The organism is Roseateles agri, assembly GCF_034043675.1.
Taxonomy (GTDB): Bacteria; Pseudomonadota; Gammaproteobacteria; order Burkholderiales; family Burkholderiaceae_C; genus KK5.
In genome coordinates this window covers 170435-195235 of record NZ_JAXCLA010000011.1, presented here as the reverse complement: position 1 = coordinate 195235, position 24801 = coordinate 170435, and the positions used below count along the sequence as shown (strand labels likewise).

15 protein-coding genes are annotated in these 24801 nt (G+C 66.0%); 5 read left to right on the top strand and 10 right to left on the bottom strand.

The features are described from left to right. Nucleotides 1–20: 20 nt before the first annotated feature. Nucleotides 21–1205, bottom strand: coding sequence for a hypothetical protein (locus tag SNE35_RS29650; RefSeq protein WP_320426668.1), 1185 nt, complete (start codon nt 1203–1205; stop codon nt 21–23). A 325-nt stretch (nt 1206–1530) separates the two neighbouring features. On the opposite strand from SNE35_RS29650, the gene SNE35_RS29645 reads away from it, so the two are divergent. Next, nucleotides 1531–5628 (top strand): tetratricopeptide repeat protein, encoded by a 4098-nt coding sequence (locus SNE35_RS29645; protein WP_320426667.1) that lies wholly within the window; start codon nt 1531–1533, stop codon nt 5626–5628. A 284-nt stretch (nt 5629–5912) separates the two neighbouring features. Here SNE35_RS29645 and SNE35_RS29640 read toward each other — a convergent pair whose 3' ends face one another. After that, nucleotides 5913–7154 (bottom strand): MFS transporter, encoded by a 1242-nt coding sequence (locus tag SNE35_RS29640; RefSeq protein ID WP_320426666.1) that lies wholly within the window; start codon nt 7152–7154, stop codon nt 5913–5915. Further along, nucleotides 7151–8071 (bottom strand): alpha/beta fold hydrolase, encoded by a 921-nt coding sequence (locus SNE35_RS29635; protein WP_320426665.1) that lies wholly within the window; start codon nt 8069–8071, stop codon nt 7151–7153. Before SNE35_RS29635 ends, SNE35_RS29640 begins: the two co-directional genes overlap by 4 nt. A gap of 156 nt (nt 8072–8227) precedes the next feature. Between SNE35_RS29635 and SNE35_RS29630 the strand changes: the two genes are divergently transcribed. Both SNE35_RS29630 and SNE35_RS29625 read left to right on the top strand, forming a co-directional pair. Then, a complete protein-coding gene (locus SNE35_RS29630) occupies nt 8228–8677 on the top strand; it encodes a winged helix-turn-helix transcriptional regulator (RefSeq protein ID WP_320426664.1) in 450 nt (149 codons plus the stop codon). A 160-nt stretch (nt 8678–8837) separates the two neighbouring features. After that, entirely contained in the window at nt 8838–10349 is a 1512-nt protein-coding gene (locus SNE35_RS29625; RefSeq protein WP_320426663.1) for a methyl-accepting chemotaxis protein, read from the top strand. A 6-nt stretch (nt 10350–10355) separates the two neighbouring features. On the opposite strand, the gene SNE35_RS29620 is transcribed toward SNE35_RS29625, so the two are convergent. Both SNE35_RS29620 and SNE35_RS29615 read right to left on the bottom strand, forming a co-directional pair. Further along, nucleotides 10356–10886: an outer membrane beta-barrel protein gene (locus SNE35_RS29620; protein ID WP_320426662.1), complete on the bottom strand. Its 531-nt coding sequence runs from the start codon at nt 10884–10886 to the stop codon at nt 10356–10358. A 119-nt stretch (nt 10887–11005) separates the two neighbouring features. Then, a complete protein-coding gene (locus SNE35_RS29615; RefSeq protein ID WP_320426661.1) occupies nt 11006–13075 on the bottom strand; it encodes an ATP-binding protein in 2070 nt (689 codons plus the stop codon). A gap of 51 nt (nt 13076–13126) precedes the next feature. Here SNE35_RS29615 and SNE35_RS29610 point away from each other — a divergent pair, with 51 nt between their 5' ends. After that, nucleotides 13127–13858 carry a response regulator transcription factor gene (locus SNE35_RS29610; RefSeq protein ID WP_320426660.1) on the top strand — a complete coding sequence of 244 codons (732 nt, stop codon included), beginning with the start codon at nt 13127–13129 and terminating at the stop codon, nt 13856–13858. Here the strand turns inward: SNE35_RS29610 and SNE35_RS29605 are convergent, their stop codons facing one another. The 4 genes from SNE35_RS29605 to SNE35_RS29590 all read right to left on the bottom strand — a co-directional run bounded on the left by SNE35_RS29605 (nt 13859) and on the right by SNE35_RS29590 (nt 17647). Further along, nucleotides 13859–14527, bottom strand: a complete 669-nt coding sequence (locus SNE35_RS29605) for a PEP-CTERM sorting domain-containing protein (protein ID WP_320426659.1) — start codon at nt 14525–14527, stop codon at nt 13859–13861. It abuts the gene before it with no gap. 256 nt (nt 14528–14783) lie between these two features. Beyond that, on the bottom strand, nt 14784–15815 hold the full coding sequence (locus SNE35_RS29600; protein ID WP_320426658.1) for a hypothetical protein: 1032 nt from the start codon (nt 15813–15815) through the stop codon (nt 14784–14786). A gap of 121 nt (nt 15816–15936) precedes the next feature. Further along, on the bottom strand, nt 15937–16632 hold the full coding sequence (locus tag SNE35_RS29595) for a PEP-CTERM sorting domain-containing protein (RefSeq protein ID WP_320426657.1): 696 nt from the start codon (nt 16630–16632) through the stop codon (nt 15937–15939). A 196-nt stretch (nt 16633–16828) separates the two neighbouring features. Next, nucleotides 16829–17647 carry an AraC family transcriptional regulator gene (locus SNE35_RS29590; RefSeq protein ID WP_320426656.1) on the bottom strand — a complete coding sequence of 273 codons (819 nt, stop codon included), beginning with the start codon at nt 17645–17647 and terminating at the stop codon, nt 16829–16831. Here SNE35_RS29590 and SNE35_RS29585 point away from each other — a divergent pair. Continuing rightward, a complete protein-coding gene (locus SNE35_RS29585) occupies nt 17638–18927 on the top strand; it encodes an MFS transporter (RefSeq protein ID WP_320426655.1) in 1290 nt (429 codons plus the stop codon). The two genes, SNE35_RS29590 and SNE35_RS29585, sit on opposite strands and share 10 nt — an antisense overlap. Nucleotides 18928–18981: 54 nt before the next feature. Here the strand turns inward: SNE35_RS29585 and SNE35_RS29580 are convergent, their stop codons facing one another. Beyond that, a complete protein-coding gene (locus tag SNE35_RS29580; RefSeq protein WP_320426654.1) occupies nt 18982–24780 on the bottom strand; it encodes a YDG domain-containing protein in 5799 nt (1932 codons plus the stop codon). Nucleotides 24781–24801 lie beyond the last annotated feature (21 nt).

The following is a 24801-nucleotide window of genomic DNA, read 5'->3' as shown; positions in this document are numbered from 1 at the left end:
GCACTCCGTGCCGGTGCTGTTCACTTCGGGCAGTTGGAAGGGTCCTGAATACAACTGCTCAGCCGCGCCTGCTGAGCAATCTTGTCGGCTGCAGCCTTGAGCGCGGCCTGCTCAGCCGTGTCTTCGGCCGCGGGCTCGCCGACAACGGAGGAAAGCGCATTGAGTGCACCCGATGCGCCGACAGAGCGGCCGTATCCGAGCGTTGTGATGCGCCCTGAATCTGCGAGGACGACGGAGAAGTTTTGCTTCCCGAACAGTGCTGCCTTCGGGATGGGTAGAACGATGTAGCTCGCTGGGTCCTTCATCGGCACCACCACCGTTCCGCTGCCAGCCGGCTTGCTCGCGTCGAGCGCAGAGGTCGCCGTCAGCGACAGCGCTTGCATCTGCTGAATCTGTAGGGCAACCTCATTGAAACCGGCGGTGCTCTTCGCATTGACCGGCTGCGGCGCTGCGTAGTTGTCCTTCACGAACTGCGCGTCCACTTTGGCGCCCAGGTCCAGGTGAATGGCTCTGAACTCGGCCATGAGCCTGGTCGCTTGGTCATCAGCTGCTTCAAGATCCATGGCAGTCACTGCTCTGGAGATCCCTGCGATCTGAATGACAGAGATCTGCGGCAGATCCTTCGGACCCGACGCGGTGCTCCAGCGGGAGACAACCCCGCAGATTTCACTGGCTGCAGGGGCAACTTCGGTCTTTCGTACTCGGTTGTCATACAGGCTGAAGGTGCCCTTCAACTCCGTCGTCAGCTTAGGCGCGGCGTCGAGCATCGGCACGTTCTTCAGAACACCCGCGCTGCCGATCGTTGCCGCAGTGGTGGCAACGGCCTTGGTGATGTCTTCCCCCTGGCCGGTTGTCGACTGATTGACCGACTTCAGTCGGCCATCGTCGGTGAAAGCCACTGTGAGATCAGAATCCGCGAAGAAGCGATCCATGTCCTTAATACGCAAAGGGATCGGGCTAGCCTTCGCGTCGGCCTTGTACACGGGAGAGAAGGTCGCACTGCGAGCGATGAGCACTCGCTTTCCGTCTCTGGTGCAAGTAAAGGTGTGGATCACGCTGACGCCGACCGACCAATCCACCGGCTGGTAGGTCATGGTGACGTCTGGAATCGCCGCGCAGCCTGTGAGGGACAGCGCGGCCAAGATCAGGCCGGAATGACGGGCGAACGACGCGCGGCCGGACCCACCGGATTGCCGATTGGACATGATGGCTCCCCCTGAAGGCTGGTGCTGCCCTGACGGATGCACTGCTGGTGGCAGGTTGCTCCATCGCAGCCTGCACGGCAACAGTAAATCTGCGGATATCTAGTAGTCGACCGTCGCAGGATGGAGCAAGGCCACCTAGGCCCTGACCAGGGCTTAGGTCGATAGGCACAACGACATGGATCCTTTGGGCAGCCAAACCCGGCTTTGCTGCCGACCGATCGGCCTGGAATTGGCGAAACAATGTGCATCTCGATGAAGCCAAACGCCATGCGCGCTTCGGAGACTACTGAGAACCAGAAGATCAACAGGGGTTGATATGCACGCAGTGCAACACGAGATCACCAAGCCAACGGACGATTCCGCCTTCGAGGACATGTGCGCCCGTGTCTACGGGGAAGTCTTTCAGGACGCCACGCCAAAGATCAATGGGCGGCGCGGCCAAGCTCAGGCGGGAGTGGACGTCTTCGTCAATTCCGCGGCGGGCCGCGTCGGAATCCAGGCAAAGCGATACGTTGACGGAGCCCTGACGCTCAAAGACGTTGAAGCCGAGGTGAGCAAGGCTGACAAAGGCAAAGCGCCAATTGTTCGGCTCATCGTGGCGACGACGGCGGCAAGCGATGTCAAGCTGCTACGCGCAGTTCAAGCTCGTTCGGACCGCCGTGTTGCTGCCGGCCAGTTCTCCGTCGACATCGAGTTCTGGGACGACATCTGCCGCCACATTCGCGGAAGCGCGAAGCTGCAGCGGGATTACGCACCCAATTCGCCTGGGGCAACGTTCGACGAGATGCGGGAGGGGCAACGCGCTCTTCATGCCGCAAGCATGCGCATGGAGTCAAAGATCGATGTCCTTGCAGGCCTGCCGGCGGGGCGACCAGACTCGGTCAATACCTACATGTCCGGCCAGCTAGATGCCATCAATGAGCAGTTGAAGGCCTGTCGCTTCAAAGATGCCTCTGAGCAGGTGAAGCGGATTGGAGCCAACATGGAGCTGCTTGACGCTCACCAGCAGGCGCGGTGGTACGTCCAGCGAGGGTTCTGCGCATGGCATCTCGATGACGAACAAGCCGCAGCGCAGGACTTCCTCAAGGCAGCGCAGCTCTACCCAGACGACGAGAAGATGGCCGCTGCGGGAATCCGCGGCCTGCTGATGACTGGAGACCCAGCTGGTGCCTTGGCAGCGGGCGGGGCTGCAGTTGGCAAATTCCCCGCTTCGGCGCACGTGTGGACAGCCTACGCCAACGCCCGATTGGCAAACGACGACAAGGTAACCTATGCGCCGGCTGCGCTGAAGACGAACTGCGACGTACTGCAGATGCTCGCCCTTGGGCGGAAAGCTGCAGGGGATATTGATGGCGCGCTGGAGACGATCGCTGCTGCACTTGACCTTCCGGAAGCCGGATTCTTTGCGAGGAGAAATGCCCTCGCGCTGGCCGTCGAAGCCGCTACGCAGAATGCGTATGGCGCCTTCGTGGTGCCGCCAGGAAAAATACGCTCGACCCTGGAGCGAGCAGTCGCCGAGTTCGCGCCCCGCAGGGATCGGCTTTGGAGTATTCAGAGTGCAACATCGCGAGACGATGCGGTTGTCCAGCTAGGGTTCGCGCTTATCCTCCTTGGGCAGCCCGAAGAAGCATTGAAGGTGTTCGATGAGGCGCAGCACGCTGATGCAGTGAGCCCCCGTCTGAAACGTGTAGCACTTGAGGCCTATCGCAGACTAGATCGGCTCGACGAGCTCATCGCAAACGGCCGTGCATGGATCGAGGCGCTTGATGAAGATGCCTTAATTCTCCTCGGCGAGGTCGCAGCCGATTCTGGAGACGTCGCGCTCGTCGATGCGGTCGCTCGGAGAATTCGGAACGTGCCGAGATCCTCGGCTGCGTCGTTGGATGTCTTGAGCGCGCTGCGGTGGGTTGCACTTTGGCAATCGAAGGACGGTCGGGCACAGGCGTTGAGGGAAGTGCAGGAAGCGAATCTCGCGACTACAGACAGCTTGCCGCTCATCTGCGCCGGCGCGCGAGTTCTCCATCACTCAGACCTTGAGACCGAACGTGACGCCGCCATAGAGCGGGGTAGGGTGCTCGTCAAATCTGCGGAAGGGGCGCAGCCTGCGCTCCAGTTTGCAGATCTGCTTTTCGCGACTGGCAACTTCTCGGAGGCTGCTACGTTCTATGAGCAGCATGCACCCAAGAATCCCCAATCCGAACTCCAGGTGCGCCTACTCACCGCATACGTGCGTGGAGGTGCAAGGAAGAAAGCCAAAGAACTACTGGCCTCCATGCCCGGTGATTGGGCGGCAGACGACGATGTTCGCCGCCAAGCGCTGGAACTTGGCCAGCAGGCGGCCGACTGGGAGTTTTTGATTCCACTGGCCGAGCGTCAGCGTGAGCGTGCGCCGAACAGTTCTGGCGCTTGGCTGCTCAATCTGTACCTTGACTTGAAGACTGGGAAGATGCTTCGGTTCCATCAGGATTTGGAAGCGCTACCCCGTGATTTGAAGGGCGTGCCTCGTCAAATTGGCCAGGTCGCGGCCTTGGAGCTCAAGTACGACCGCCAACTCGCGGGCATGAAGCGACTCTTCCGCATGTTCCGTCAGAACATGGACGACGTAGAGGCCGCCTCCGCGTTCTTCATTTGCATCGTTGCAGGTCGCGGGGATCTGCCGGATATGGAGGACTCGCTGCCGGAAGTTGCGCCCGGCAGCACTGTGCATCTGCAGGATGAATTTGGTGGAAAGCTGACCGTTTCCATCGATCCCATCGATGTCGGACCGTTGACGGCACGAGACGGCTTTTATCCTCATGATCACCACGAGGTTCAGGCGCTTCTCGGTGCTCCTGCTGGAGCAGTTGTCGAACTGCCTGCCGGCCTGGGGATGACCCGGAAGTACACAGTGGCCGGCATCCTCTCAACCTATCGCCATGCTCTGCACATCGCGCAGTCGAAGCTCCACTCGTCCATTTCGACCGATGCGGCGGTGACCTCTGTCCCCGTTCCGAGCACGGAGGAGGGCGCGGACTTCTCTCACATGCACGAAGTCCTCAAGCGTCAGTCGGCGCATGCGAAAGCGGTAATGGACGCTTATAGAGACGGCCCGCTGACCTTGGGGTTGTTCGCGCGCATGCTTGGTCGTAGTGCTACGGAAGTCGTAGCGGGCTGGCCCAACATAGGCCCCTCAATGTTCGTCTGCAATGGAACGATGGATGAGCGGAAAGCCGTCAGTGAACTTCTGGATCGTGTGGACGCTGTCTACGTCATTGACGCCGTCACTATCGCCGAACTTGTCTGGCTGCGCGCACAGGACGCACTTGCCGTCTTTCCGAAACTGTATTGCACGACAAAGACGCTGGAGACCCTAGAGGCAGGTTTGGAGGAGATCAAAACCGACCGAGCCCGAGGAACGATCTATGACGACGACGGCGTCATGCGGTTCGAGAAGTTCGACGAGAGGCGCAACGAGAAGCGCCTCGAATCCCGTCAAGCCATGGTGGATGTTGTCGGGAAGTACTGTCAGGTTGTTCCGGCTTATGGACCCGACGTTCTGCCTGAAGGCATGGAGCAGGCAGAGGACACACTAGAGGCCGAAGAGTATTCGGTTCTTTTGCTCGTCGCCGAGCTAGGGGCCACCTTGATGACGGTGGACGGTCGATTGGCGCAACTGGCTCAGGCGACGTTCAAAACGCAGACCATCTGGCCGCAGCCTCTTCTGGTAAATGCTGTTGCCAAAGAGATCATTGCGCCGACCGCCTACCGGATGGCAATACTGCAGGAGTTCATAGGAAATCGATCCTTCATCTCGATCACGGCGATCGACCTTTCAATGATGATCATGCAGGGCGGCTATTTCCTTCATGGAGGGCTTCAGAAGTTCAAGGAGTATCTGGCAAGCCCGATTGCAGATATCGCTGGCGCAATTCAGATCGCCTTCGACTTCATGAGGCTTCAGGCAGCCCAGAACACGCAGATCAAAGCCTTTTCCGAGCTCCTTGGTCATATCGTTGAAGCGATTGCTCGTCATCCCGAGTGCGATGCCAGGCAACTGCAGAACCAACTGGAGGGCCTGATCCAGGACTTGACGTTCGCCGCCGCGGGCGAACCAATGCTTTATCCCCTGGCTGAAGTCCGACGGGGAGGTAGTCTCCGGGCCATCTTGGAACTGCTAGGGGCGAGCGTGAAGGATGCGCTGGATCTGGCATCACTTCCGGAGCGCCGGCGCGCGATCAAGCTGCGGACTTTGAAGTGCACCCGGATTCCATACTTGGTATTCGATGGCACAGTTCCTGAACCGGAATCGGCTTCACCGTCGACAGTTGGCGGGGCTGCGGCAGCGCCGCCATCGGAAGCAGCCGCCAGCGAAGGACGGCGGATCGAGGAGGCGTATTTAATTGATGCCCGGGAGATCCAAGGGCCCGCTGATGTCGACGGCTAAGGTGTGGCGAGCTTGGGCTTCGGTTCGTTTGCGAGCTTCCAAGTCGAACTGTCAGCGCTTGGCTCGGTATCCGAGCACCTGAAAATTCTGGAAATTCTCCAGATCTGCAAATGCAGGCAGGCGTATCGCGAATCGTGCCGGCGAATTGGGAAGATTTCACCCCACGCTGTCGCGGCACAGGCATCCGGCGTGCATTAGCTCAGGCAGAAGTCAATGGCTGGATCGTGAGCGCCTGATCCCGACTGACTTTGGTCTAGCGGATTTTCGTACGGCGATATTGATTTCTAGTTCGACAGCGCAAGTGCGTTTCTTAGCGAAATCGGTGCGCGGACATTGTCCCGACCGACTTCATTGTTGGCGACCATCGCCCACCAGAACAGCAGCGCCAACAAGCTGACCCCCGCGCCCAGCAGGCAGACGCCTCGCCAGCCGGCGCGGGCGTAGGTGGCCGTCGCAGCGATCGCACCCAACCCGCTGCCGACGGCGTAGAACAGCATGTAGAGGCCTACGAGCCGGCTGTGCGCCTCGGGTCGCACGCGGAAGATCATGCTCTGGTTGGTGACGTGCAGCGCCTGGCCGCCCAGGTCGAGCAGCACGATCCCGATCACCAGCGCCCACAGCGATGAGCCCATCAGCGACAGCGGCCACCACGCCAGCAGCAACACCGCCAGGGCTGCCACGCTGGTGCGCTGGCCGTGCCCTTGGTCGGCCCAGTACCCGGCGCGCGAGGCCGCCAGCGCGCCGACCGCACCCACGAGTCCGAAGGCCCCGATGGCAGTGTGCGAAAAGCCGTAGGGCGGTGCGCGCAACGGCAGCACAAGCGAACTCCAGAAGATGTTGAACGCCGCGAACATCAGCAGCGCCAGCATGCCGCGCACCTGCAGCACCTTCTCCTGGCGCAGCAGTGTCAGCATGGAGGCGATCAGGCGTGGATAGCTCATCGCGTCCGGCGAACGGGCCAGCACGGGCAGCCGCCATCCAAGCGGCAACGCGATCGTCAGCATCAGCGCGGCGGCGCCAAGGTACACGCCGCGCCAGCCGGCCAGGTCGCTGACGGCACCGGCGAAGACCCGTGCGAGCAGCAGGCCGATGAACACACCGCCTTGCGCCGCGCCGACGACGCGCCCCCGCTCATGGGGCATGCTGGCGCTGGCCGCATAGGCGATCAGTCCCTGCGTCATCGCCGTGCCCAGCAGGCCTATGGCCAGCATGCCCGCCAGCAGGGCAGGTGCCGATCGTGCAAAGCCCACAGCCACCAGCGCAGCCACCAGCGACAGCAACTGCAGCACCACCAGGCGGCGGCGATCCACCCGGTCGCCCAGCGGCACCAGCAGCAGCAAGGCCAGCGCACAGCCCGCCTGCGTGGCCGTGACCACGCCGCCGACGGCCGCATGGCTGATGCCGAAGTCCCGCGCCAGCGCGTCCAGCAGGGGCTGCGCGTAGTAGACATTCGCCACGCTCAGGCCACTGGCGACGGCGAACAGCCCGACCAGGCCTCGCGGCATGTCCGAGGGCTGCGCTTTCATGTGCGCTGCAGGAACTGCAGGATCAGGGCCGAGATCTCTTCGGGTGCGTCCTCCAGGCAGTAGTGGCCGGCACCGGGCAGCCGGTGCACAGCCGCGTGCGGGAACAGCGTGCTGAACGACGGCAGGAAATGCTCGGCATGCAGCGTGTGGTCGGCCTCGCCCCAGATCGCGAGAGCGGGCTTGGACTGGATCGCCCGCTGGGCGGCTTCATCGGGCACTTCGATGCGGTGTGCCCCGGTGGCAAAGCCCTTGGCCCAGCCGATCGCACCGGCGCACTCGGCCGGGGTGGCGAAAGGCGACCCATAGGCGCGCAGCCAGGTGTCGTTGATCAGCGCGTGGTTCTCGAAGCCGTTGAGCTTCAAGGTGCTGAGGATGTTGTAGCCCAGTTCTTCCAGCACCTTTTCCAGGCGCCCCTCGGACTCGGCCTTCAGGATCCACTGGAACCAGGGTGACACCAAGGCGTTGGCCGCCCAGCGCTCCGCGAGGTCGGCTTGGCCGAAGGGGGCCGGACCGTTGGTGGAGACGATGCGGCGGATGCGGTCGGGGTGCCTTGCCGCTAGGCCCATGCCCGCCGGGCCGCCGAAGTCGTGCATGACGAGCGTGATGTCACGCAGGTCCAGCGCCAGCACGAAGCGTTCGAGGTTGTCGATGTGATCCTGCAGCCAATAGCTGCGGTCACGCGGGGTGGCGCTCTTGCCGAAGCCCATGTGATCGGGCACGACGACGCGGTGCGTCGGCCTGAGCGTCGCGATCAGGTGGCGGAACAGGTATCCCCACGTCGGCTCGCCGTGCAGGCAAAGGACGACGTTGCCGTCGCGCGGGCCCTCATCGACGTAGTGCATGCGGAATCCGGGTGCCTCGCTGAAGTGCGGTGCGAAGGGGAACGTGCCGTCAAAGGTTTCGTTGGGCTGAATCATGGTGGTCTCGTTTCCTGGGAATGGCTGTGATGTGCATGTGGTTTCAATATGAAACCAAATGCGTTGTATCAGAAGAGTTTTATGATGCAACCTTCAACGAGAAATGGCCCTGCAAGTCCCAGGGCTGTCTCAGGGGTTCCAACGAGGAGGCCAGCCGTGGTCAAACGAACCAGCCAGAAGGATTCGCATTGCGGCGTCGCTAGGCCGCTAGACGCGATCGGCGACGGGTGGTCGCTGCTGATCGTGCGCGACGCCTTCGATGGGCTGCGCCGGTTCGGAGAGTTCCAGAAGAACCTGGGCCTGGCCAAGAACATCCTCTCGGCGCGGCTGCGTCACCTGGTGGCTCACGGCGTGATGGAGGCGGTGCCCGCTGCCGACGGCAGTGCCCACCAGGAGTACGTCCTCACGGAGAAGGGACTCGGGCTGCTTCCGCTCCTGGTGGCGCTGCGGCAGTGGGGCGAGGCGTTCTTCTTCGAGCCCGACGAGGCTCACGTGCTGCTGGTGGACCGCAAGAAGGGCCGTCCCATCCCGAAGCTGGAGGTCCGTGCCGACGATGGGCGCATCCTGGGGCCGGGGGACACCGTCGTGCAGCACGTCGCGCCCTGAGGCAATCGCCGTGACGTGAAAACCGTCACGGGCTCCGGCAGGCGGTCGGCCGCATTTCACGAAGGAGGCGGCGCGGCTCCCGGACACTGGCTGCCACTCCAACATTTCCTCGTGATCCATGACCAGCGGTTCGTTTCAACCCAGAACTCTCGGAGGGCGGATGGCCCTCGTGCTCGGCGTCACCTTGACGCTGGCGATGATCGGTGCCGGTTACGGCGCCTGGGCCCTGAATCAGGCGGAGGACGAGACGGCTCACCTCGTCGATGAGGCCGTCGCCAAGGAGCGGCTGGTCTCGGACTGGTACCGGTATGCCGCCATCTCGGTGCGCAGGACCTCGGCGATCGCGGCGAGTTCCGACCCGAGCCTCACCGAGTTCTTTCGCCAGGAGACGGCCGAGACCACGAAGATCTCGGTCGACATCCAGGACAAGGTCAGCGCCGCGATGCAGACGGACGAAGAGCGGCAACTGTTCCGCGATATCTCCGAGATCCGCAAGGGCTACATCGCCGATCGCGATGCCGTGACGGCATTGAAGAAGTCGGGAGATGCAGAAGGCGCCCGCAAGGTGCTGGACGAACGCTACCTCCCGGCCTCGGTCAAGTTCCAGGATGCGCTGCAGGGCCTAGCCCAGTACGAGCGTGATCGCATCGACAAGCTGGGCGATCTGGTCAAGACCTCCAGCCGCCACGCGAAGTTCGCCCTGCTGGGCTTCGGTGCCTGTGCCCTGGTCCTCGGCGTCTTGCTGTCGATCTGGCTGGTCCGCAGCATCACCGGGCCGCTCAACCGGGCGGTGGGCGTGGCGAATCGGATCGCCGGCTTCGACCTCACCGAGCGCATCGAGACGCACGATCGCGACGAGACCGGACACCTGCTGGCCGCGCTGGAAGGGATGCAGGGCTCGCTCCAGTCCCTGGTGTCCAACGTCCACCAGACCACGGAAACCATCAACACCGCATCCTCCGAGATCGCCGACGGCAACCTCGACCTGTCAGCGCGGACCGAGGAAGCGGCCTCGAGCCTGCAGCAGACGGCCGCCTCCATCGAGCAGATGCACGGCACCGTTCAGCAGTCGGCCCAAAGCGCGCGGCAGGCGAACGAACTGGCCGGCACGGCCGCTGCCGTCGCCGAGCGGGGCGGCCAGGTCGTTGCCCAGGTCATTCAGACCATGGCGGAGATCCAGGGCTCGTCGCAGAAGATTGCCGACATCATCGGCGTGATCGACGGCATCGCCTTCCAGACCAACATCCTGGCCTTGAACGCGGCCGTGGAGGCCGCGCGTGCCGGCGAGCAGGGCCGCGGATTCGCCGTCGTCGCGTCGGAAGTCCGTTCCCTGGCGCAGCGCAGTGCCGTGGCGGCAAAGGAGATCAAGTCGCTGATCGGATCCTCGGTCGAGCGCGTGTCTGCCGGATCCGATCTCGTGGCGGAAGCGGGCCGGACGATCGACGACGTCGTGCGTTCGGCGCGTCAGGTCTCCTCGATCGTCTCTGAAATCTCAACCGCGGCGAGCGAGCAGAGCCAGGGCATCGGCCAGGTCAACGTGGCCGTGTCGCAGCTCGACCAGGTGACGCAGCAGAACGCGGCTCTGGTCGAGCAATCGACCTCGGCCGCGGAAAGCTTGAAGCATCAGGCCCAGCAGCTGACGGATCTGATCCGCCGGTTCCGCGTGGCCTGAGCCTGATCAGAAGCCGACCTTCACGCCCACGCTGAACTCACCCACGTTCGGCTTCTCGTCGAAGGCGTTGGTGAAGTGGTAGTAGTCGTACTGGCTCACCAGCGCGACCTTGTCGGTGAGCTGGTACTGCGCGCCGATGCCGGCCTTCAAGCCCGGGCTCGAATCCTTGCCGGCGCTGGTGGTGAAGCGGGCTTCCGCGACGCCGGCGCTGCCGGTCAGCGAGATCTTGTCGGTGACGGGGAGGATGCCGACGGCGTCTACGTAGACGTCGCGGGTCTTGACGTCGCCGTTAGCGTTGTCGATGTGGCCCAGGTCGGCATAGCCACCTTCCACGGCGAAGTTCTTGTTGAACTGGTAGCCGCCGTAGATCTTGGCCCCGACGCCGGAGCCACTGCCCTGGATGCCGTTGACGGCACCGTGGTAGTCCGGCGTGCCGACGTTGACACCGGCGTAGGCGCCGGTTCCGTCGGCGGCCTGAGCGGCGCCGATGCCGCCGAGGACGAGCAGGCTGGCGATGAGGGTTTGGGTGATCTTCATGGGTATTTCTCCTGTTTCCGACGCATCCCTTGATGCGTTGGAACCCATGTTCTCGAACGAGCCGCTCGCCAAGTTTGCAGAACGGCGGGGCGAAGATGACAAATGCAATATGGGCTGTATCAGGCCAGCATCTGCGCCAGCGCCCTCGCCACTTCGGCCCGCTGCGCGGGCTTGCCCAGCACGGTGGTGACGCCGGCTTCCGCGGCCCGCTGCGCCAGCAGGCTGCCGCCGTAGCCGCTGAGCAGCAGCACCGGCAGGTGGATGCCCTGGGCTCGCAGCGCTGCCGTCAGTCGGGTGCCCGTCATGCCGGGCATGACCTCATCGGTCACCACTGCTGCGAACTGCGCCGGATCCCGGGACAGCGCTTGCAGCGCCTGCGCGGGGTCATTGAACGGCGTGCCGGCATAGCCCAGCTCGTTCAGCAGTGCCGTCGTGGCCTGCAGCAGGGCCGGTTCGTCATCGAGCACCAGCAGCTTCTGCCCGGCACCTCGCGCCGGCGTGTTGTCGGCCTCGGTCGCGGGCCCCGCGCGCTGCTGTGATTCGGGCAGGTACAGGGTGAAGCGCGCGCCCAGGCCGAGGCGGCCCTGCACATCGATCGCGCCGCCGAACTCCGACACCACGCCATGGACCACGGCCAGGCCCAGGCCCGTGCCGGACTGCTCGCGCCGCGTCGTGAAGAAGGGCTCGAACAATCGCTCCAGCACCTCGTCCGTGATGCCCGGCCCCTCGTCGGTGACGGACAGCACCAGGTGGCTGCCGGCCGGCAGCGCACTGTGCGAAAGCACCCGCGGGGTCAGGACTTGCTCCCGCCGCAGTTGCACGCTCAAGGTCTTGGTGCGCGATGTGTCCTGCATCGCCTGCATGGCGTTGGTGCAGAGGTTCAGCACGGCCTCGAAGGCCAGGGTGGGGTCGCCCTGCAGCAGCGCGCCGGGTGCGCGCAGGTCCCGCTCCAGCCGGATGTCCTCGCGCAGCGAGGCCGAGACCAGGGTCAGCGCCTCCTCCACGAGCGGCTGCAGCTCGAACACCTTCGACAGTTTGGCCCCACCGCGGCTGAAGGCCAGGATGCGCTCGGCGAGGGTGCGGCCCCGCAAGGTCGCGGCCATCACCTTGTCCAGGTACTGGGCCTGGTCGCTGCCGGGCTCGGCCTCGTCCTGCGCCATCTCGGTGAAGCCGAGGATGCCGGCCAGCACATTGTTGAAGTCGTGGGCCACGCCGCCGGCCATCGTGCCCAGCGATTCGAGCCGGCTGGAGCGCTCCTTCTGCACCTGCAGCGCGCGCTGGGCCTCGCGGCGCCGATGGTTCGCCCGCATCACGAGGCGAACGCCCGCCACCGTCGCCAGCGCCAGCGCGGCCAGCAGCAGGACCGCGAGGTCGCGCGTCTCGCGCCAGGGCTTGAGCGCGAGGCCCAGCTCGTTGGACACGAGCACCCTCACGCCGTAGCCGGGCAGTTCCAGGCTGCCCTGCAGCTCGTCGCTGCCGTCGGCCCGGTGCTGGAGGACCACGCCTTCACCGGCCGGTCGCTCCGGCCCTCGCGGAGCCGCGGGGTGCGAGGGCAGGTTGACGCCGGCCAGCAGGCTGCCGTCGGCGCGCTCGATGGCGATGTGGGTGTCGGCCGTGGGCAGGTTGCTGCCGAACTTCCCCAACAGTTCCTTGGCGGGCAGGGCGGCCAATACCCAACCGCCCCCGGGCAGGCGGCGCGCCAGGGCCAGCATGGGCGTCTTCTCGCCGGCGAAGACGAAGGCCTTGCTCACTGCGAGGGCCTTGCCGCGCAGCGTCGCGAGAGGCGGCTCGAAACTCTCCGGCGCCGGCATCGCCTGCGGGTGCGACGCGGCAATCAAGTGGCCCTGCGGATCGACGAACCAAAGCGACTGCACCAGCGGCATCAGCTCCGCGCGGCGGCGCAGCGCCCGCTCCAGCGCCTCGGTCGCCAGGGGCAGGTCGCCGTCGCGCAACTCCACGCGCAGGGCCTCGATCCCTTCGTCGGCGCCGCGCAGGCCCCGCTCGATCGCATCGCCCAGCGCCAGCGAGAGCAGTTCAAGCTCGCGCGCCTGCTCATGGATGGCGGCGTGCCGCAGGTTCAGCAAGGCCGCCGCCGTGCCCAGGGTGAGCAGCAGCCACAGCACCGCCGCGGTCACCCAGATGCGCGGGCCCGGTCGCTGGTTTTTTGCCTTGGTGTCGTGAACAGTCATCGAGCAGTGGTCGTCAGGGCCGTCTCCCGGCCAGCGTTATATTTTGCTGCCATGAGTTCGAGCGCCCTTCCGCACATCCTGGTCATCGATGACGAGCAGACCATCCGCGAACTGGTCTCCACCTACCTGAGCAAGAACGACATGCGCGTGAGCTGCGGCAGCTCGGGCCGCGAGATGTTCGAGATCTTCGATCGCGAGTCGATCGACCTGGTGCTGCTGGACCTGAAGCTGCAGGGTGAAGACGGCATGCAGCTGGCCCGCGAGCTGCGCGAGCGCGCCACCGTGCCCATCGTGCTGCTCACCGGCCGCGACGAGGAGGCCGATCGGGTGATGGGCCTGGAGCTGGGCGCCGACGACTACGTGACCAAGCCCTTCAGCCCGCGCGAGCTGCTGGCGCGCGTGCGTGCGGTGCTGCGGCGCTACCAGGTGCAGGCGACGCTGCCAGAGCGGGACAGCGCGCGCCGCGCCTTCCGCTTCTCCGGCTGGGAGTTCAACCTGCGCACCCGGCGGCTCGTCTCGCCCGCCGGCGAGGCGGTGGACCTGTCGAACGGCGAGTTCAGCCTGCTGAACGCGCTGTGCCGCGCGCCGCAGCGCGTGCTGTCGCGGGACCAACTGCTGTCCCTGTCCCGGCTGCACGAGGCCGAGGTGTACGACCGCACGATCGACGTGCAGATCCGGCGCCTGCGCCTGAAGATCGAGGCCGATCCGGCCACCCCGACCCTCATCGTCACCGAGCGCGGCGCCGGCTATCGCCTGGCCAGCGAGGTCGAGACGCTGTACTGATCAGTCGGCTTGCTTGGCGGCTCGGCGGCGGCGCAAGCCGGCCACGGCCAGCAGGCCCGCGCCGAACAGCGCATAGGTGGCCGGCTCCGGCACGGCGCTCACGGCATTCACGGTGATGGCCGCGCCCGTGTTGTCGTAGGCCCAGCCCAGGATGCGTACGGAGCCTTCGGCGGCCGGCGAGACCGACTGCTGGATCGCGAGGTAGCCGTAGTTCTCGACCGAGGTGTCCTCGTTCAGGAAGCGGAAGCCGATGTAGTGGATGTCCGTGCTGCCCGAGCTGGCATTGACGGCGCCGTTCTTGTAGACCAGGCCCGGGCCGACCGTCGCACCGATCGCCAGTTGCTGGGCCGGGATGCTGGGGATCACGCCGGCGACGACGATGCCGCCGCTGAAGTCCGGTGTGTACAGCTCGAAGCGCGCGGGCTGGCCGCCGTCGGTGCCAAGGAAGAAGGGGTTGATGTCCCAGCCCGGAACATCGCTATCGGAAATACTGGCGCCGCCGGTGACGAGATTCAGATAAACCCCGCCCAGGTCAAAAGGAACGACGGAAAGCGGATTCCCGCTGAAATCAACCGTGATGACGTCTGCCGAGGCGGTTTGCGCCGACAGTGCTGCACCAGCCAATACCAGGCTCGATAGAGCCAGCTTGCGAATGTAATTGGTCGACATGGATCAACTCCGTAATATCTGCTGTTGGACGAATTGACCAGGACCGCCATCAACGACTTCGGCCCAGGTGCTGGATGGGCAGCAATGCCGGTGCCGAAATTACGATCGTGGAAATTTTCCAAAGCAGGCTGGGAGGCCGGTGTTTCGACGCCAAACCCTCATGGTTTACGCGGAGGCGAGCGAGCTTGCGCACCAGGACGGGCGAATCACGCACGCCGATGGCGAGTGGATGCCCGGCTGGGAGTGTCGAAAAATCTTACAGAGGAGACGGGCGCTCGCCGTAGCCCAGCTGTCTCAGCAGGGGGCCGGTGTCTTCGTCCTGATCCAGGAAGCGCCGGATCGCCGGGAAATGCCGGCCGTAGTTCCGCTTCAATTGCGCAATGCCGCGGATGAATATGGTTCTGGCCTCGAATATCGCCACGGCTTCGGGTCGGGTATCGAGTGGATCAATATCCCCAGCCCCGTTGGCAATCGTCGCCAGTTGGACGAAATTCCAGTGCATCCGCGATGAGGAATGCAGGCGTGTCAGATCGGCAAGCTGGTAGTGCGCGTATCGGCCCAGTATTTCTCGCGCGGCGTGGCGCTGTTCATCGCGGTTCAGCGGCGCACGGTTTTCCTCGGTCAGCACGAACATATTGCAGACGATCCGGAGCAACTCGTAGCAGAGAAGAAAACCGGCCGTCAGTTCGTGCAGGTAGAACCAGGGCTCATGTTCCGGCACGCCGCGCTGATATTGCTGGGCCTCTATCACCGCCACGACTTCATGGTGGAGCGCCGCCAGCGCCGGCATGCCTTCGACGGAGCCGCTGAGCGCCGCCAATCGCTGCGGATTGGGATTGGCCACCCACGAGAGCGCGACGACCGCCCGCAGAAAGCAGGTCTGCAGTGCGTCCGACTGGTTGGGAAGGCCCGTGTGATAGCTCTTGGCCTGGGCGTTCAGCGCATAGGCCGCGATGGGCCCGGCGATATGCGGATTGCCCGCCCGCAGCTGGTGAAAGGCATCGTGCGCCGGCGCGCCGATGACGTCGGCGTCGTAGGGCAGGTCGATCGGAAAGGCGCGCCGGGAGGCCCACACGTCGAGCACCTGGCCGTACTTTTCCGCAATGCCGTCGGCGAGGTAGTCGCCCAGCGATTTCCGATTGCGCCCCAGGAAGGTCGCGGCCGCCTCCAGGTCGTTGGCGAAGGTGCCGAGTTCGAGCCGCGTGATCTTGCGCCGGGCTTTCGGCGGCGCCTCGGCGGCCGTGGCGCCGTCATGGCGCATGCGCGCCAGCCAATCCTTGCTGCGCAAGGGACGGTCCTCTCTGCCGCCGATGTCCATCCAACCCCCGTATCAAATCGGGTCAGTTTCTGACACGCCGGGCGGGATGGTCAATTGGGAGGTGCGCGCCTGTGCGGCGGCGAGCAATTACTTACTTGCGCGATCGCTTGCGCAGGCCGTAGAGCGCGATCAGCCCGAACGCCAGCAGGGCGTAGCTCGCAGGTTCCGGCACGGCCGCTGCCGGCGAGGTGACCAGCACCATGTTCTGATACTTCTTGTCGCTGTCGGACAGGAACTGCAGCGAATATTGTGTCGAGGTATAGGAAACCGGGATCGACGAGAAATTCGCCTTCAGCGCGCTCATGATCGAGAGGTAGGAATCCGATCCGTTATAGAAGATGGATCCGCTGCTGGAATCGAGGCTGCTGGCTTTTCCCGTGAAATCCGTGGTGATTTCCCAGAGCGCCTGGTTGAATCCGTAGCCGGAATTGGAATTCGCGGTGGCGGAAAGCATGTCGGTGGCGTAGTAATTGTCGAACAGCCAATTAATAACGGCTTGTGCCTTCGGCGCTGCCGCGGGTTTGGCGCTGATCACCGAAGCCGCGTCGACGATGCTGTAGGAGTGCACCGAATTCATGTCCGGGAAATCGGTGGACGGTGCGATGCAGACGATGGTGCCGCTGCCGCCGAAAGCGCTGGCGCCATCCGCGAACGTCATATTCGTGATCGAGGCCGTATAACCATTTTCCGTCGCGCCGACCGTACCGGTAATCGAAGGAGTTGCGGCGAAACTCGCGCTGGCGCCGATGGACATCACGAGGGGAAGAATGCGTGCGGGCAGATTCATCGAAACCATAAATCCAGTTGTCAATATTGATTGGTCAAGCCCGCCATGCTCGCCAAAAGTAGATGGAGCCACAATCCCCTGATTAGGCGTCAATGGGCGAATCTGTATTCCTACGTAGATGATTGTCAATATTCTGACAATCCATTTTGAAACTGGAAAACTCGCGCTGCCGTGAATTAATTCGCATTTAGGAAATTCAAGCGACGCCAGTTTCCTTGCCGGCGAAGTACCGGCCTGGCGACTCGCCGACCGCCTTCTTGAACATCGTGATGAAGGCGGTCACCGAGTCGTAGCCGAGCTGGCCGGCGACCTGCTGAACGCTGTCGCCCGCGGACAGCTGCCGCATCGCGACGAGCAGATGTAGTTGTTGCCGCCAGCGGCCGAAGGACAGGCCGGTCTCTAACTGCACCAGCCGCGCCAGCGAGCGCTCGCTCATCGCCACCAGTCGGCCCCATTCGGCCAGCGTGCGCCGGTCGGCGGGATCATCGGCCAGCATCGCGGCAATGCGGCGCACCCGTGCGTCCTGCGAGGTCGGCACGTGCACGCCCTCGACCTGCAGGCCGGCCAGCTCGTCCAGCAGCACCCGCGCCTTGCGGCCGACCGCGCTGTCGGAGGCGTAGTCCCAGGGCTGGGTGCTCATGTCCAGCACCAGCTCCCGTACCAGCGCCGAGATGGCTAGCGTGCAGCAGTCCGCCGGCAGCCGGACGGCGCCCGGCTGAACGAACAGGTAGCACAGGCTCGCGTTGGCGGTGGCGCGCACGCTGTGCGGCGTCTGCGAGGGAATCCAGATCGCCCGGTGCGGCGGCACCATCCAGATCGCGTGCGGCGCCTCGCAGGTCACCCCGCCGCGCAGCGCGAACACCAGCTGGCCGAGCCGGTGCGTGTGCAGCGGCACCTCGCTCTTCTGCTGGCCGACGTCGAGCCGCCAGCCGGCGACCAGGCTGCGCACGCGGCGCTCGTCGAAGTCGGTGAGGACGCCGTCCAGCGGGCGAGGGGATGGGAGTGATGAAGGCAAGTTGGCAGGATTCAGCGATCAACAGTCCGATTATCCAAATCCTGCCGACGGCATTCCGGCTACCTTGTGAGGCCCTTTACTTCACCGAGGAAAAGCGCCATGAGCCCACGAGCGGCCGCACGCGCCAATGCCACTTCCGCCTTGCTGCTGCCGGGCCTGCTGCTGATCGCCATGAACTTCCGCGGGCCGATCACCGGTGTCGCGCCCATCCTGGCGCAACTGCAGCGGCGTTCTCCCTGTCGGCGGCGCAGGCCGGGCTGCTGACGACGCTGCCGCTGCTGGCCTTCGCCATCGTCTCGCCCTTCGCCGCCCTGTTCGCGCGGGAATACGGGCTAGAGCGCTCGCTGTTCGCCGCACTGGTGCTGGTGGCCAGCGGGGTGATGCTGCGCTCGGCCGGCGCCGCCTGGAGCCTGTTCGTCGGCACCGCGGTGATCGGCACGGGCATCGCGATCGGCAACGTGCTGCTGCCCAGCCTGGTCAAGCGCGACTTCCCGCGGCGCGTGCCCGGCATCACTGGCGCCTGCGCGCTCGCGATGGGCATCGCCGCCGCGCTGGTGTCGGCCAGCGCCGTGCCGCTCAGCGCGGCCGCCGGCTGGCAGCTGACGCTGGGCATGCCGGTGCTGCTGCCGTTGCTCGCCGGGGCGGTGTGGATCGGCCAGTTGCGCCGGCACACGGCGCCCGCCGCCGGCACGGCCTCGCCCCCGCATGGCGGGCCGGTGTGGCGCTCGGCCATCGCGTGGCAGGTGACGCTGTTCATCGGCACGAACTCGCTGCTGTACTACGTCGTTGTCGCGTGGCTGCCGAGCATGCTCACCGCGGCCGGCTTGTCGCCTGCGCTCGCCGGTTCGCTGCATGGCGTGATGCAGCTCGCCACGGCGGTGCCGGGCCTCTTCCTCGGGCCGGTGGTTGGCCGGATGAAGGACCAGCGCCTGGTGGCCGCGCTGATGAGCGGCCTGCTGGGGCTGTCGCTGGTCGGCTTGGCCTGCTGGCCGGCCCTGGCGAGCCTGTGGGCCGCCTGCTTCGGTTTTGCCTCTGGCGGCGCCTTCATCCTGGCGCTGATCTTCATGGGCCTGCGGGCCAGCAATCCGCAGCAGGCCGCGGCGCTCTCTGGCATGGCGCAGTGCGTGGGCTATCTGCTCGCCGCCGGCGGGCCCGCGGTGGCTGGCCAGTTGCATGGCCTCACCGGCGGGTGGAGCGCCGTGCTCGTCGGTGGGGCGGTGTTGAGCCTCGTCATGGCCGGCTGCGGCGTGTTGGCCGGCCGCTCGCGGGTCATCGGATAGCGCAATGAGAAAGGGACGCCGAAGCGTCCCTTTCCATCGCCTGCATCGCGGGGCTTACTTGACGAAGCGCAGCACGATGGCGTTCACCTTGTCCACGCCGGTGCTGGTGCTGGCCTTCAGCGCGCTCAGTGCGTAGGCGCTGAGCGTGTCGCGGCTCATCGTGGCAAGTTCGCTGGGGACCTGCACCACCAGGCTGCCGGTGGACAGCAGGGAGAGCTCGATCCGCGCGTCGCCGAGCGTGGCTTCGGTGCGCAAGGTGACGGCGCCATCCAGCTGGGGCTGGCCGGCGGGCTGGCCGGCCTGGCGCAGCAGCGACAGGCTGCCCGCCTGGTCGAGCGCCTCGTACTGGCCCTGGTAGCTCAGGCCCGCGCCGGCATCCGCCACGAAGACGGCGAGCTTCGACTGGGCCGGTGCATCGTTCGGGCCGGCCGGGGTGGCGACGCTGACGCCTTCGGCCGTGCGGAACTCGCCTTCGCTGGACAGCTGCACGGCTGGTTGGAGCGGACTCGCGTTGCCGGACGAAGCCGGTGTGGCCGAGCCGCGGGCATCGCTGCCGCCGAACAACTGCGCCTGGCCCGAGGTGCCGGGCAGCAGCGTGCTGCCGGTGCTTGCGTCGGCGATGCTGCCGTTCACGGTCGTGCTTTGCTGTGTGCCGTTGCTGCTGTTGGGCTGGACTTGCAGGGCGCTCACCGCATTGGCGGCCGGGTTGCCGCCGATGCTGCCGCTGACGGTCACCTGCGTCGCGCTGAGCTGGTAGTTGCCAGCGTCGGCGCCGCTGAGGCCCAGGGTCACTGTGACCGTCTTGCCGATGCCGGCGGACGGGTCGGCATAGCTGCCGGAGAGCGTCGTCGTCACGTCCTCGCCCGCGATCACGCCGGTGAGCGCGCCACCGCTGACGATGGCGGCGGTCGTGCCGTCGTAGAACTTGGTGGCGACGCTGATTGCGCCGACGTCGACGGTCTTGGCGGCAATGTCGCCGCTGGCATGGACCGTGGTGGTTTCCAACACATAGTCGCTCGTGCTGCTGCCGCTCAGGCCCAGGGTGACGGTGACGTCCTTGCCGGTGCCCTTGTTCTTGTTGTCGTACTGGCCGGACAGTGTCGTCGACACGTTGTCGCCTTCGATGACGCCCGACAGCGCGCCGCCACTGACATTGGCCACGGTGCTGCCGTCGTAGACCTTGCCGGCCACGCTCACGGCGCCGGCCGAGATCGCCTTGGCGCTGATGCCCGCGTCCACGGCGGCGAGCGTCGGTGCGGTGAAGACGTAGTCGCTGGCCTGGCTGCCGTGGCTGCTGGAAGCGATCATGTAGCCCACGCTGCCGGTCGCGCCGATGTGGCTGGCGTCGACGACGTGCGCCGAGTCGTAGGCCAGCGTGACACTGCTGGTGTCCAGCACCAGCACGTCGCCGGCGACGCCGGTGGCCGTGCCGCTGATGCCGGCGCCGGTGGCGGCCGTCGTGCCGTCGTAGGTCTTGCTCGTGGCGCCGACGATGGCGGCCGTGGCGGCGATCGTTGCTGGCGTGATGGTCACGGCCGCGTTCGCCGCATCCAAGGTCGGCAAAGCGTAGTTGCTCGCGAGGCCGCTACCGTTGGTCAACGTGATCCCGTCGATGTACTTGCCCGCAGTCGCGACGTGCGCGTCGCTCGCCGTGGCACCGCTGTAGCCCAGGGTCTCGCCGTCGACGAGGTTGCCGATCGTGACGTTGCTGCCCGAGAGGGCCGTCGTGCCGTCGTAGGTCTTGCTGCCCGACAAGCTCACCGTGCGCGGCGTGATCACGCCGGTGCCGGTCACCGGCGCCGCGATCGTGTAGCCATAGACCGGCATGGCGCCGTTGCTGGCGCTGAACTCCACGCCGCTGGCGGTCACGGTCTTGCTCGTACCGGCATCCTTGGTGTCATAGCTGGCGCCGCTGGCCGTGACGACGACGTGGTCGCCGTCGATGGCGCCGGTGGCGTTGAGCGTGGCGTTGGCCAGGCTCGCGCCGGTGTTGCCGTCGTAGGTCTTGCTGATCGTGCCGGTCAGGCCCACGGTGAGCGTCGGCGCCACGCTGTAGAAGAAGCCGTTGCCGCTGCCCAGCACGGTGCCGTCGAAGTAGTTGGCGTTGTACTGCTTGAAGTCGGGCGTCAGGCCGTTGCGGGTGTCGTTCAGCGGGCTGGTGGAGTAGACGCGCCAGGTGCCGGCGCCAGCATCCAGCACCGTGCTGCCGACGTTGTTGATGAAGTTGCGGTCGGCGATCAGGACCATGGACATCTGGCCGCCTGCCTGCCCGGCGCTGTCAGCGCTCACGGTGCCGGCCAGGGTCAGGTCGGAGCTGCTGCCGGAGGCCCACAGGCCCACCAGGCCGCTGGCGTCGACGCCGTTCACCACCAGGCTCTTGCCGTTGATCAGCGCCACGTTGTGGCCGGTGGCGCTCAGCGTGTTGACCTGCTGCACGGTCGCCAGCGACAGGTCGCCGCCGCCGATGTCCACCATCAGGTGATTGGTCGTGATGACACCGTTGCTGCCGCCGTCGATGTCGGCGTTGTTGGTCGTCAGGCTGACCGTGTCGGTGGCGGTCAGCGCGTGGCCAATGTTCAGCGTGTTGCCGGAGTCCAGCGCCAGGCTGCCGACGGTCACGCTGATGTCGTCGCCGACGTTCACGTGGCTGCCGACCAGCTTCAGCTGGCCGCCGGCGGCCGTGGCGATATTCAGCGCCGCCTCGGTGGACACCTCGGTGCCGGCGCTGCCGATGGTGATGTTCTTCGTGCCGCTGAAGCCGCTCAGCGTCGTGCCGGGCAGGGTGCTGCTTGCCGCGCCCACCGTCAGCGTGTTGCCGTGGTCGATCACGTCGAACGTGACGCCGGCCAGCGTCTTGTTCGAGCTGGTGGGCGTGCCGGTGAAGGCGTTGGACAGCAGGGCCAGCGTCGTCGCGCCGCTGTTGAAGTTGATGGTCCCGCCCAGGTCCAGCGAGCTGGCCGCCGTCAGCGTCGTGCTGCTGCCGGCGCCCAGGTTCAGGCTCGTCGTTCCCCAGATCGCGCTGCTGCTGGTGACGCTGCTGCTGCTGTTCACGCCGGTGGTCAGCGAGAGCGTGCTGAAGTCGAAGGTGCTGTCGCTGATCGTGACGCTGCCGCCGGCCGTGGCCACCAGGTGCGGCGCCGAGACGCCGCCGGCCGTGGCCGTGATGTTGCCGCCGCTGATCAGGTTGACCGTCGTGGCCGTGGTGGCGATGTCGCTGCTGAACGTCAGGTCGCCGCTGGTGCTGCTGCCGATCTCCAGGGTGGCGGCCTGCAGCTGGTTGAGCAGCGCGGTGTTGATGGTGCTGCCGCCCACGTCCACGAGCGCACCGGCGGCCAGCGGGCGCAGCGTGATCTTGCCGGTGCCGCCCTTGGCGTTCACCGTGTTGCCGATGCTGAGCGTGTTGCCCGTCAGGGTCACGTCGCCGGTCGTGTTGGTCAGCGCACCGCCGTTGACGTTCAGCGTCTGGTTGATCAGCTCGATGCGGCCGGCCGCGGCCACCGAGGTGTCGGCGTTGACGCTGGTGGTGCCGGTGCCGTCGTTGCGGCCGATGATGATGTTGGAGAAGCCGCTCAGCTTGGACAGCGCGTTCGTGTCGATCAGCATGTTGCCGCTGCCGGCGGCGCCGATGTCCACGTTGGTGCCGGCCAGGTAGGGCTTCAGCGTGACCGTGCCGCTGTTGCCGGCGATGGCCTGCTGCAGGTCGAAGGAGCTTGCCGTCAGCGTCAGCGAGGCGCCCGAGCCCGTCATGCTGGAGGCGCTGCTGATGGTCAGCCGGCCGTCGGTCGAGATGCCCGCGCCGGCGCCGAACTGCAGCGACTGCGAGATCGAGATGTCGCCGGACGCGCTGAGCAGGCCGTTCAGCACATTGGTGCCCGTGGTGTGGGTGCCATCCGCGCCGAAGGTGATCCGGCCGGTGCCCAGCGTCATGTCCGAGTTCATGTTGATGCCGCCCGTGCCCGTGGACAGGTACAGGTTGCCGCCATTGGTGGTGATCGGCTTGGCCAGGGTCAGCGAGCCGCCGCCGCCGTTGTTGGCATCGGCCCAGATGCGGACGTAGCCGCCGTTCGTGGTGACCGAGCCGCCCAGGGTGACGCCCTCGGAGCCGAATAGCGTGATCGAACCGGCCGCGGGCGTGCCCACGCCGTCGCTGACGCCGCCGGTGAAGAAGCCCGTCGCCGCGGCGACCCCGGGGCCGGAGGCCACGAGGTTGCCGATGTTGCTGAGGCTGCCGGACCGCGTCACCTGCAGGTAGATGTAGCCGGTGCCGGAAACCTCGATGGTGTTGGTCGGGTCGTTGAACTTGATGATGCCGGTGGACGAGTCGATGCGCAGGCCGACGTTGTTCTGCATCGTCAGCTTGCCGTTGCCGCCGTTGAGGTCGAGGTCGGTGACCGTGACGTTGCCGCTCGCCAGCAGGTAGACGTTGGCCGTCTGCGCTTCGAGGTTGCTGGCGTAGAGCACGCTGCCGTCGGATGCGTTGGTGCCGCTGCCGCCGTTGATCGTGATGGTGCTCGGGTCCAGCAACAGGTTGCCGGTCGCGCCCTTCGCTGCGCTGGCATCCGTGAGGCCGCTGTAGTTCAGGGTCTCCTTGCCCGAGACCTCGGCGCGGCCGCCATCGCCGCCCTGGACGCCGCCGCGGATGCCGATCCTGCCGGCGAAGCTGGTGTGGTCATCGGACCAGAACACCACCTCGCCGCCGTTGCCATTGGCCGTCGCGCTGGCCGAGGCCGTCACGCTGCTGTCCGCGCTGACGGTGGTGGCGTTGAGCAGGCTCGTGTCCTTGCCCTGGTAGCCGCCGCCCACGTGGATGCTGCCGCCGCCGGTCGCGCCGTCGGCCGCGAGCGTGGCGCCGCCGTCCAGCGTGATCGCATGGCCGGTGACCGTGATGCTGCCGCCCTGGGCCGCGGCCGAGCTGGCGTCCAGCGTGCCGGCCACGTGGACCGCGCCGTTGTCGCCGCCGTCCAGCACGATGTGGCCGCCGCTCTCCGACAGGCCCGTGGCCTCGATCACGCCTTCGTTGTTCACCACGGTGGCCACCGCGGCGCTGGCGCTGCGCGCGCTCAGCGAGACCGTGTCGCCGCTGATGCTGCCGCTGTTCTCCACCAGCGCGCCCAGCGCAGCGCGGTCGATCGTGTAGCTCAGCAGGCCGTCGCCCTTGAAGTCCAGCGTCACCTGGTCGCCCGCGGCCAGGGCTACGGTGGAAGCAGCGATGCTGCCGCTGTTGCGCACCACCGGTGCCACCAGCGCCACGACGCCGCCGCGGGCATTGATGCTGCCGGCGTTGCTGACCGTGCCGGCCGCGCCGCTGTCATTGCTGAAGGTGTAGCGGCCGGACTGGAAGTCGCCGTCGGACAGCGTCAGCGAGCTGGCCACCAGGCCGCCCACATTGACCTGCGCCGTCTTGCCGAAGACCACGCCCGCGCTGTTGAGCACCCAGACGTTGCCGTTGGCGTTCAGCGCGCCTTCGATCTGCGTGGGCACGCCGCTGCTGACGCGGTTCAGCGCGATGGCGCTGCTGGACGGCTGGCTGAAGTTGACGCTGGCGGCCGAACCGATGTCGAAGCTGCCCCAGTTGATGACCAGCTTCTGCGAGGACTGCTGGACGTTCAGCGCGTTGCCGCTCTGCGTGAAGCCGGCGCTGCCGGCGGCGACGTTGGCGCCGCGGGGCAGGGTGCCGGGGTCCAGCGCCCAGGCCGCATGGGAGGCCAGCGCCACCAGCAGGCCGGTAGCTGCGGCGCGCACGGCGCCGGAGGCTCGCTTGCCACGGGCGCGGGTGGTTTCTGCGACGGCGACGTAGGTGCCGGTGGCCTCGTTCCAGACCAGGCGGTAAGCGCGATTCAGGGAGTTCTTCATGAGATGTTCTTTGCTTGGTCC

Bases quoted from the DNA above. Each gene is read 5' to 3' on its own strand.
- SNE35_RS29650 (WP_320426668.1), bottom strand. From the start codon at position 1,205: ATGTCCAATCGGCAATCCGGTGGGTCCGGCCGCGCGTCGTTCGCCCGT.
- SNE35_RS29610 (WP_320426660.1), top strand. From the start codon at position 13,127: ATGAGTTCGAGCGCCCTTCCGCACATCCTGGTCATCGATGACGAGCAG.
- SNE35_RS29625 (WP_320426663.1), top strand. From the start codon at position 8,838: ATGGCCCTCGTGCTCGGCGTCACCTTGACGCTGGCGATGATCGGTGCC.
- SNE35_RS29580 (WP_320426654.1), bottom strand. From the start codon at position 24,780: ATGAAGAACTCCCTGAATCGCGCTTACCGCCTGGTCTGGAACGAGGCC.
- SNE35_RS29635 (WP_320426665.1), bottom strand. From the start codon at position 8,071: ATGATTCAGCCCAACGAAACCTTTGACGGCACGTTCCCCTTCGCACCG.
- SNE35_RS29605 (WP_320426659.1), bottom strand. From the start codon at position 14,527: ATGTCGACCAATTACATTCGCAAGCTGGCTCTATCGAGCCTGGTATTG.
- SNE35_RS29640 (WP_320426666.1), bottom strand. From the start codon at position 7,154: ATGAAAGCGCAGCCCTCGGACATGCCGCGAGGCCTGGTCGGGCTGTTC.
- SNE35_RS29585 (WP_320426655.1), top strand. From the start codon at position 17,638: ATGAAGGCAAGTTGGCAGGATTCAGCGATCAACAGTCCGATTATCCAA.
- SNE35_RS29615 (WP_320426661.1), bottom strand. From the start codon at position 13,075: ATGACTGTTCACGACACCAAGGCAAAAAACCAGCGACCGGGCCCGCGC.
- SNE35_RS29620 (WP_320426662.1), bottom strand. From the start codon at position 10,886: ATGAAGATCACCCAAACCCTCATCGCCAGCCTGCTCGTCCTCGGCGGC.
- SNE35_RS29595 (WP_320426657.1), bottom strand. From the start codon at position 16,632: ATGAATCTGCCCGCACGCATTCTTCCCCTCGTGATGTCCATCGGCGCC.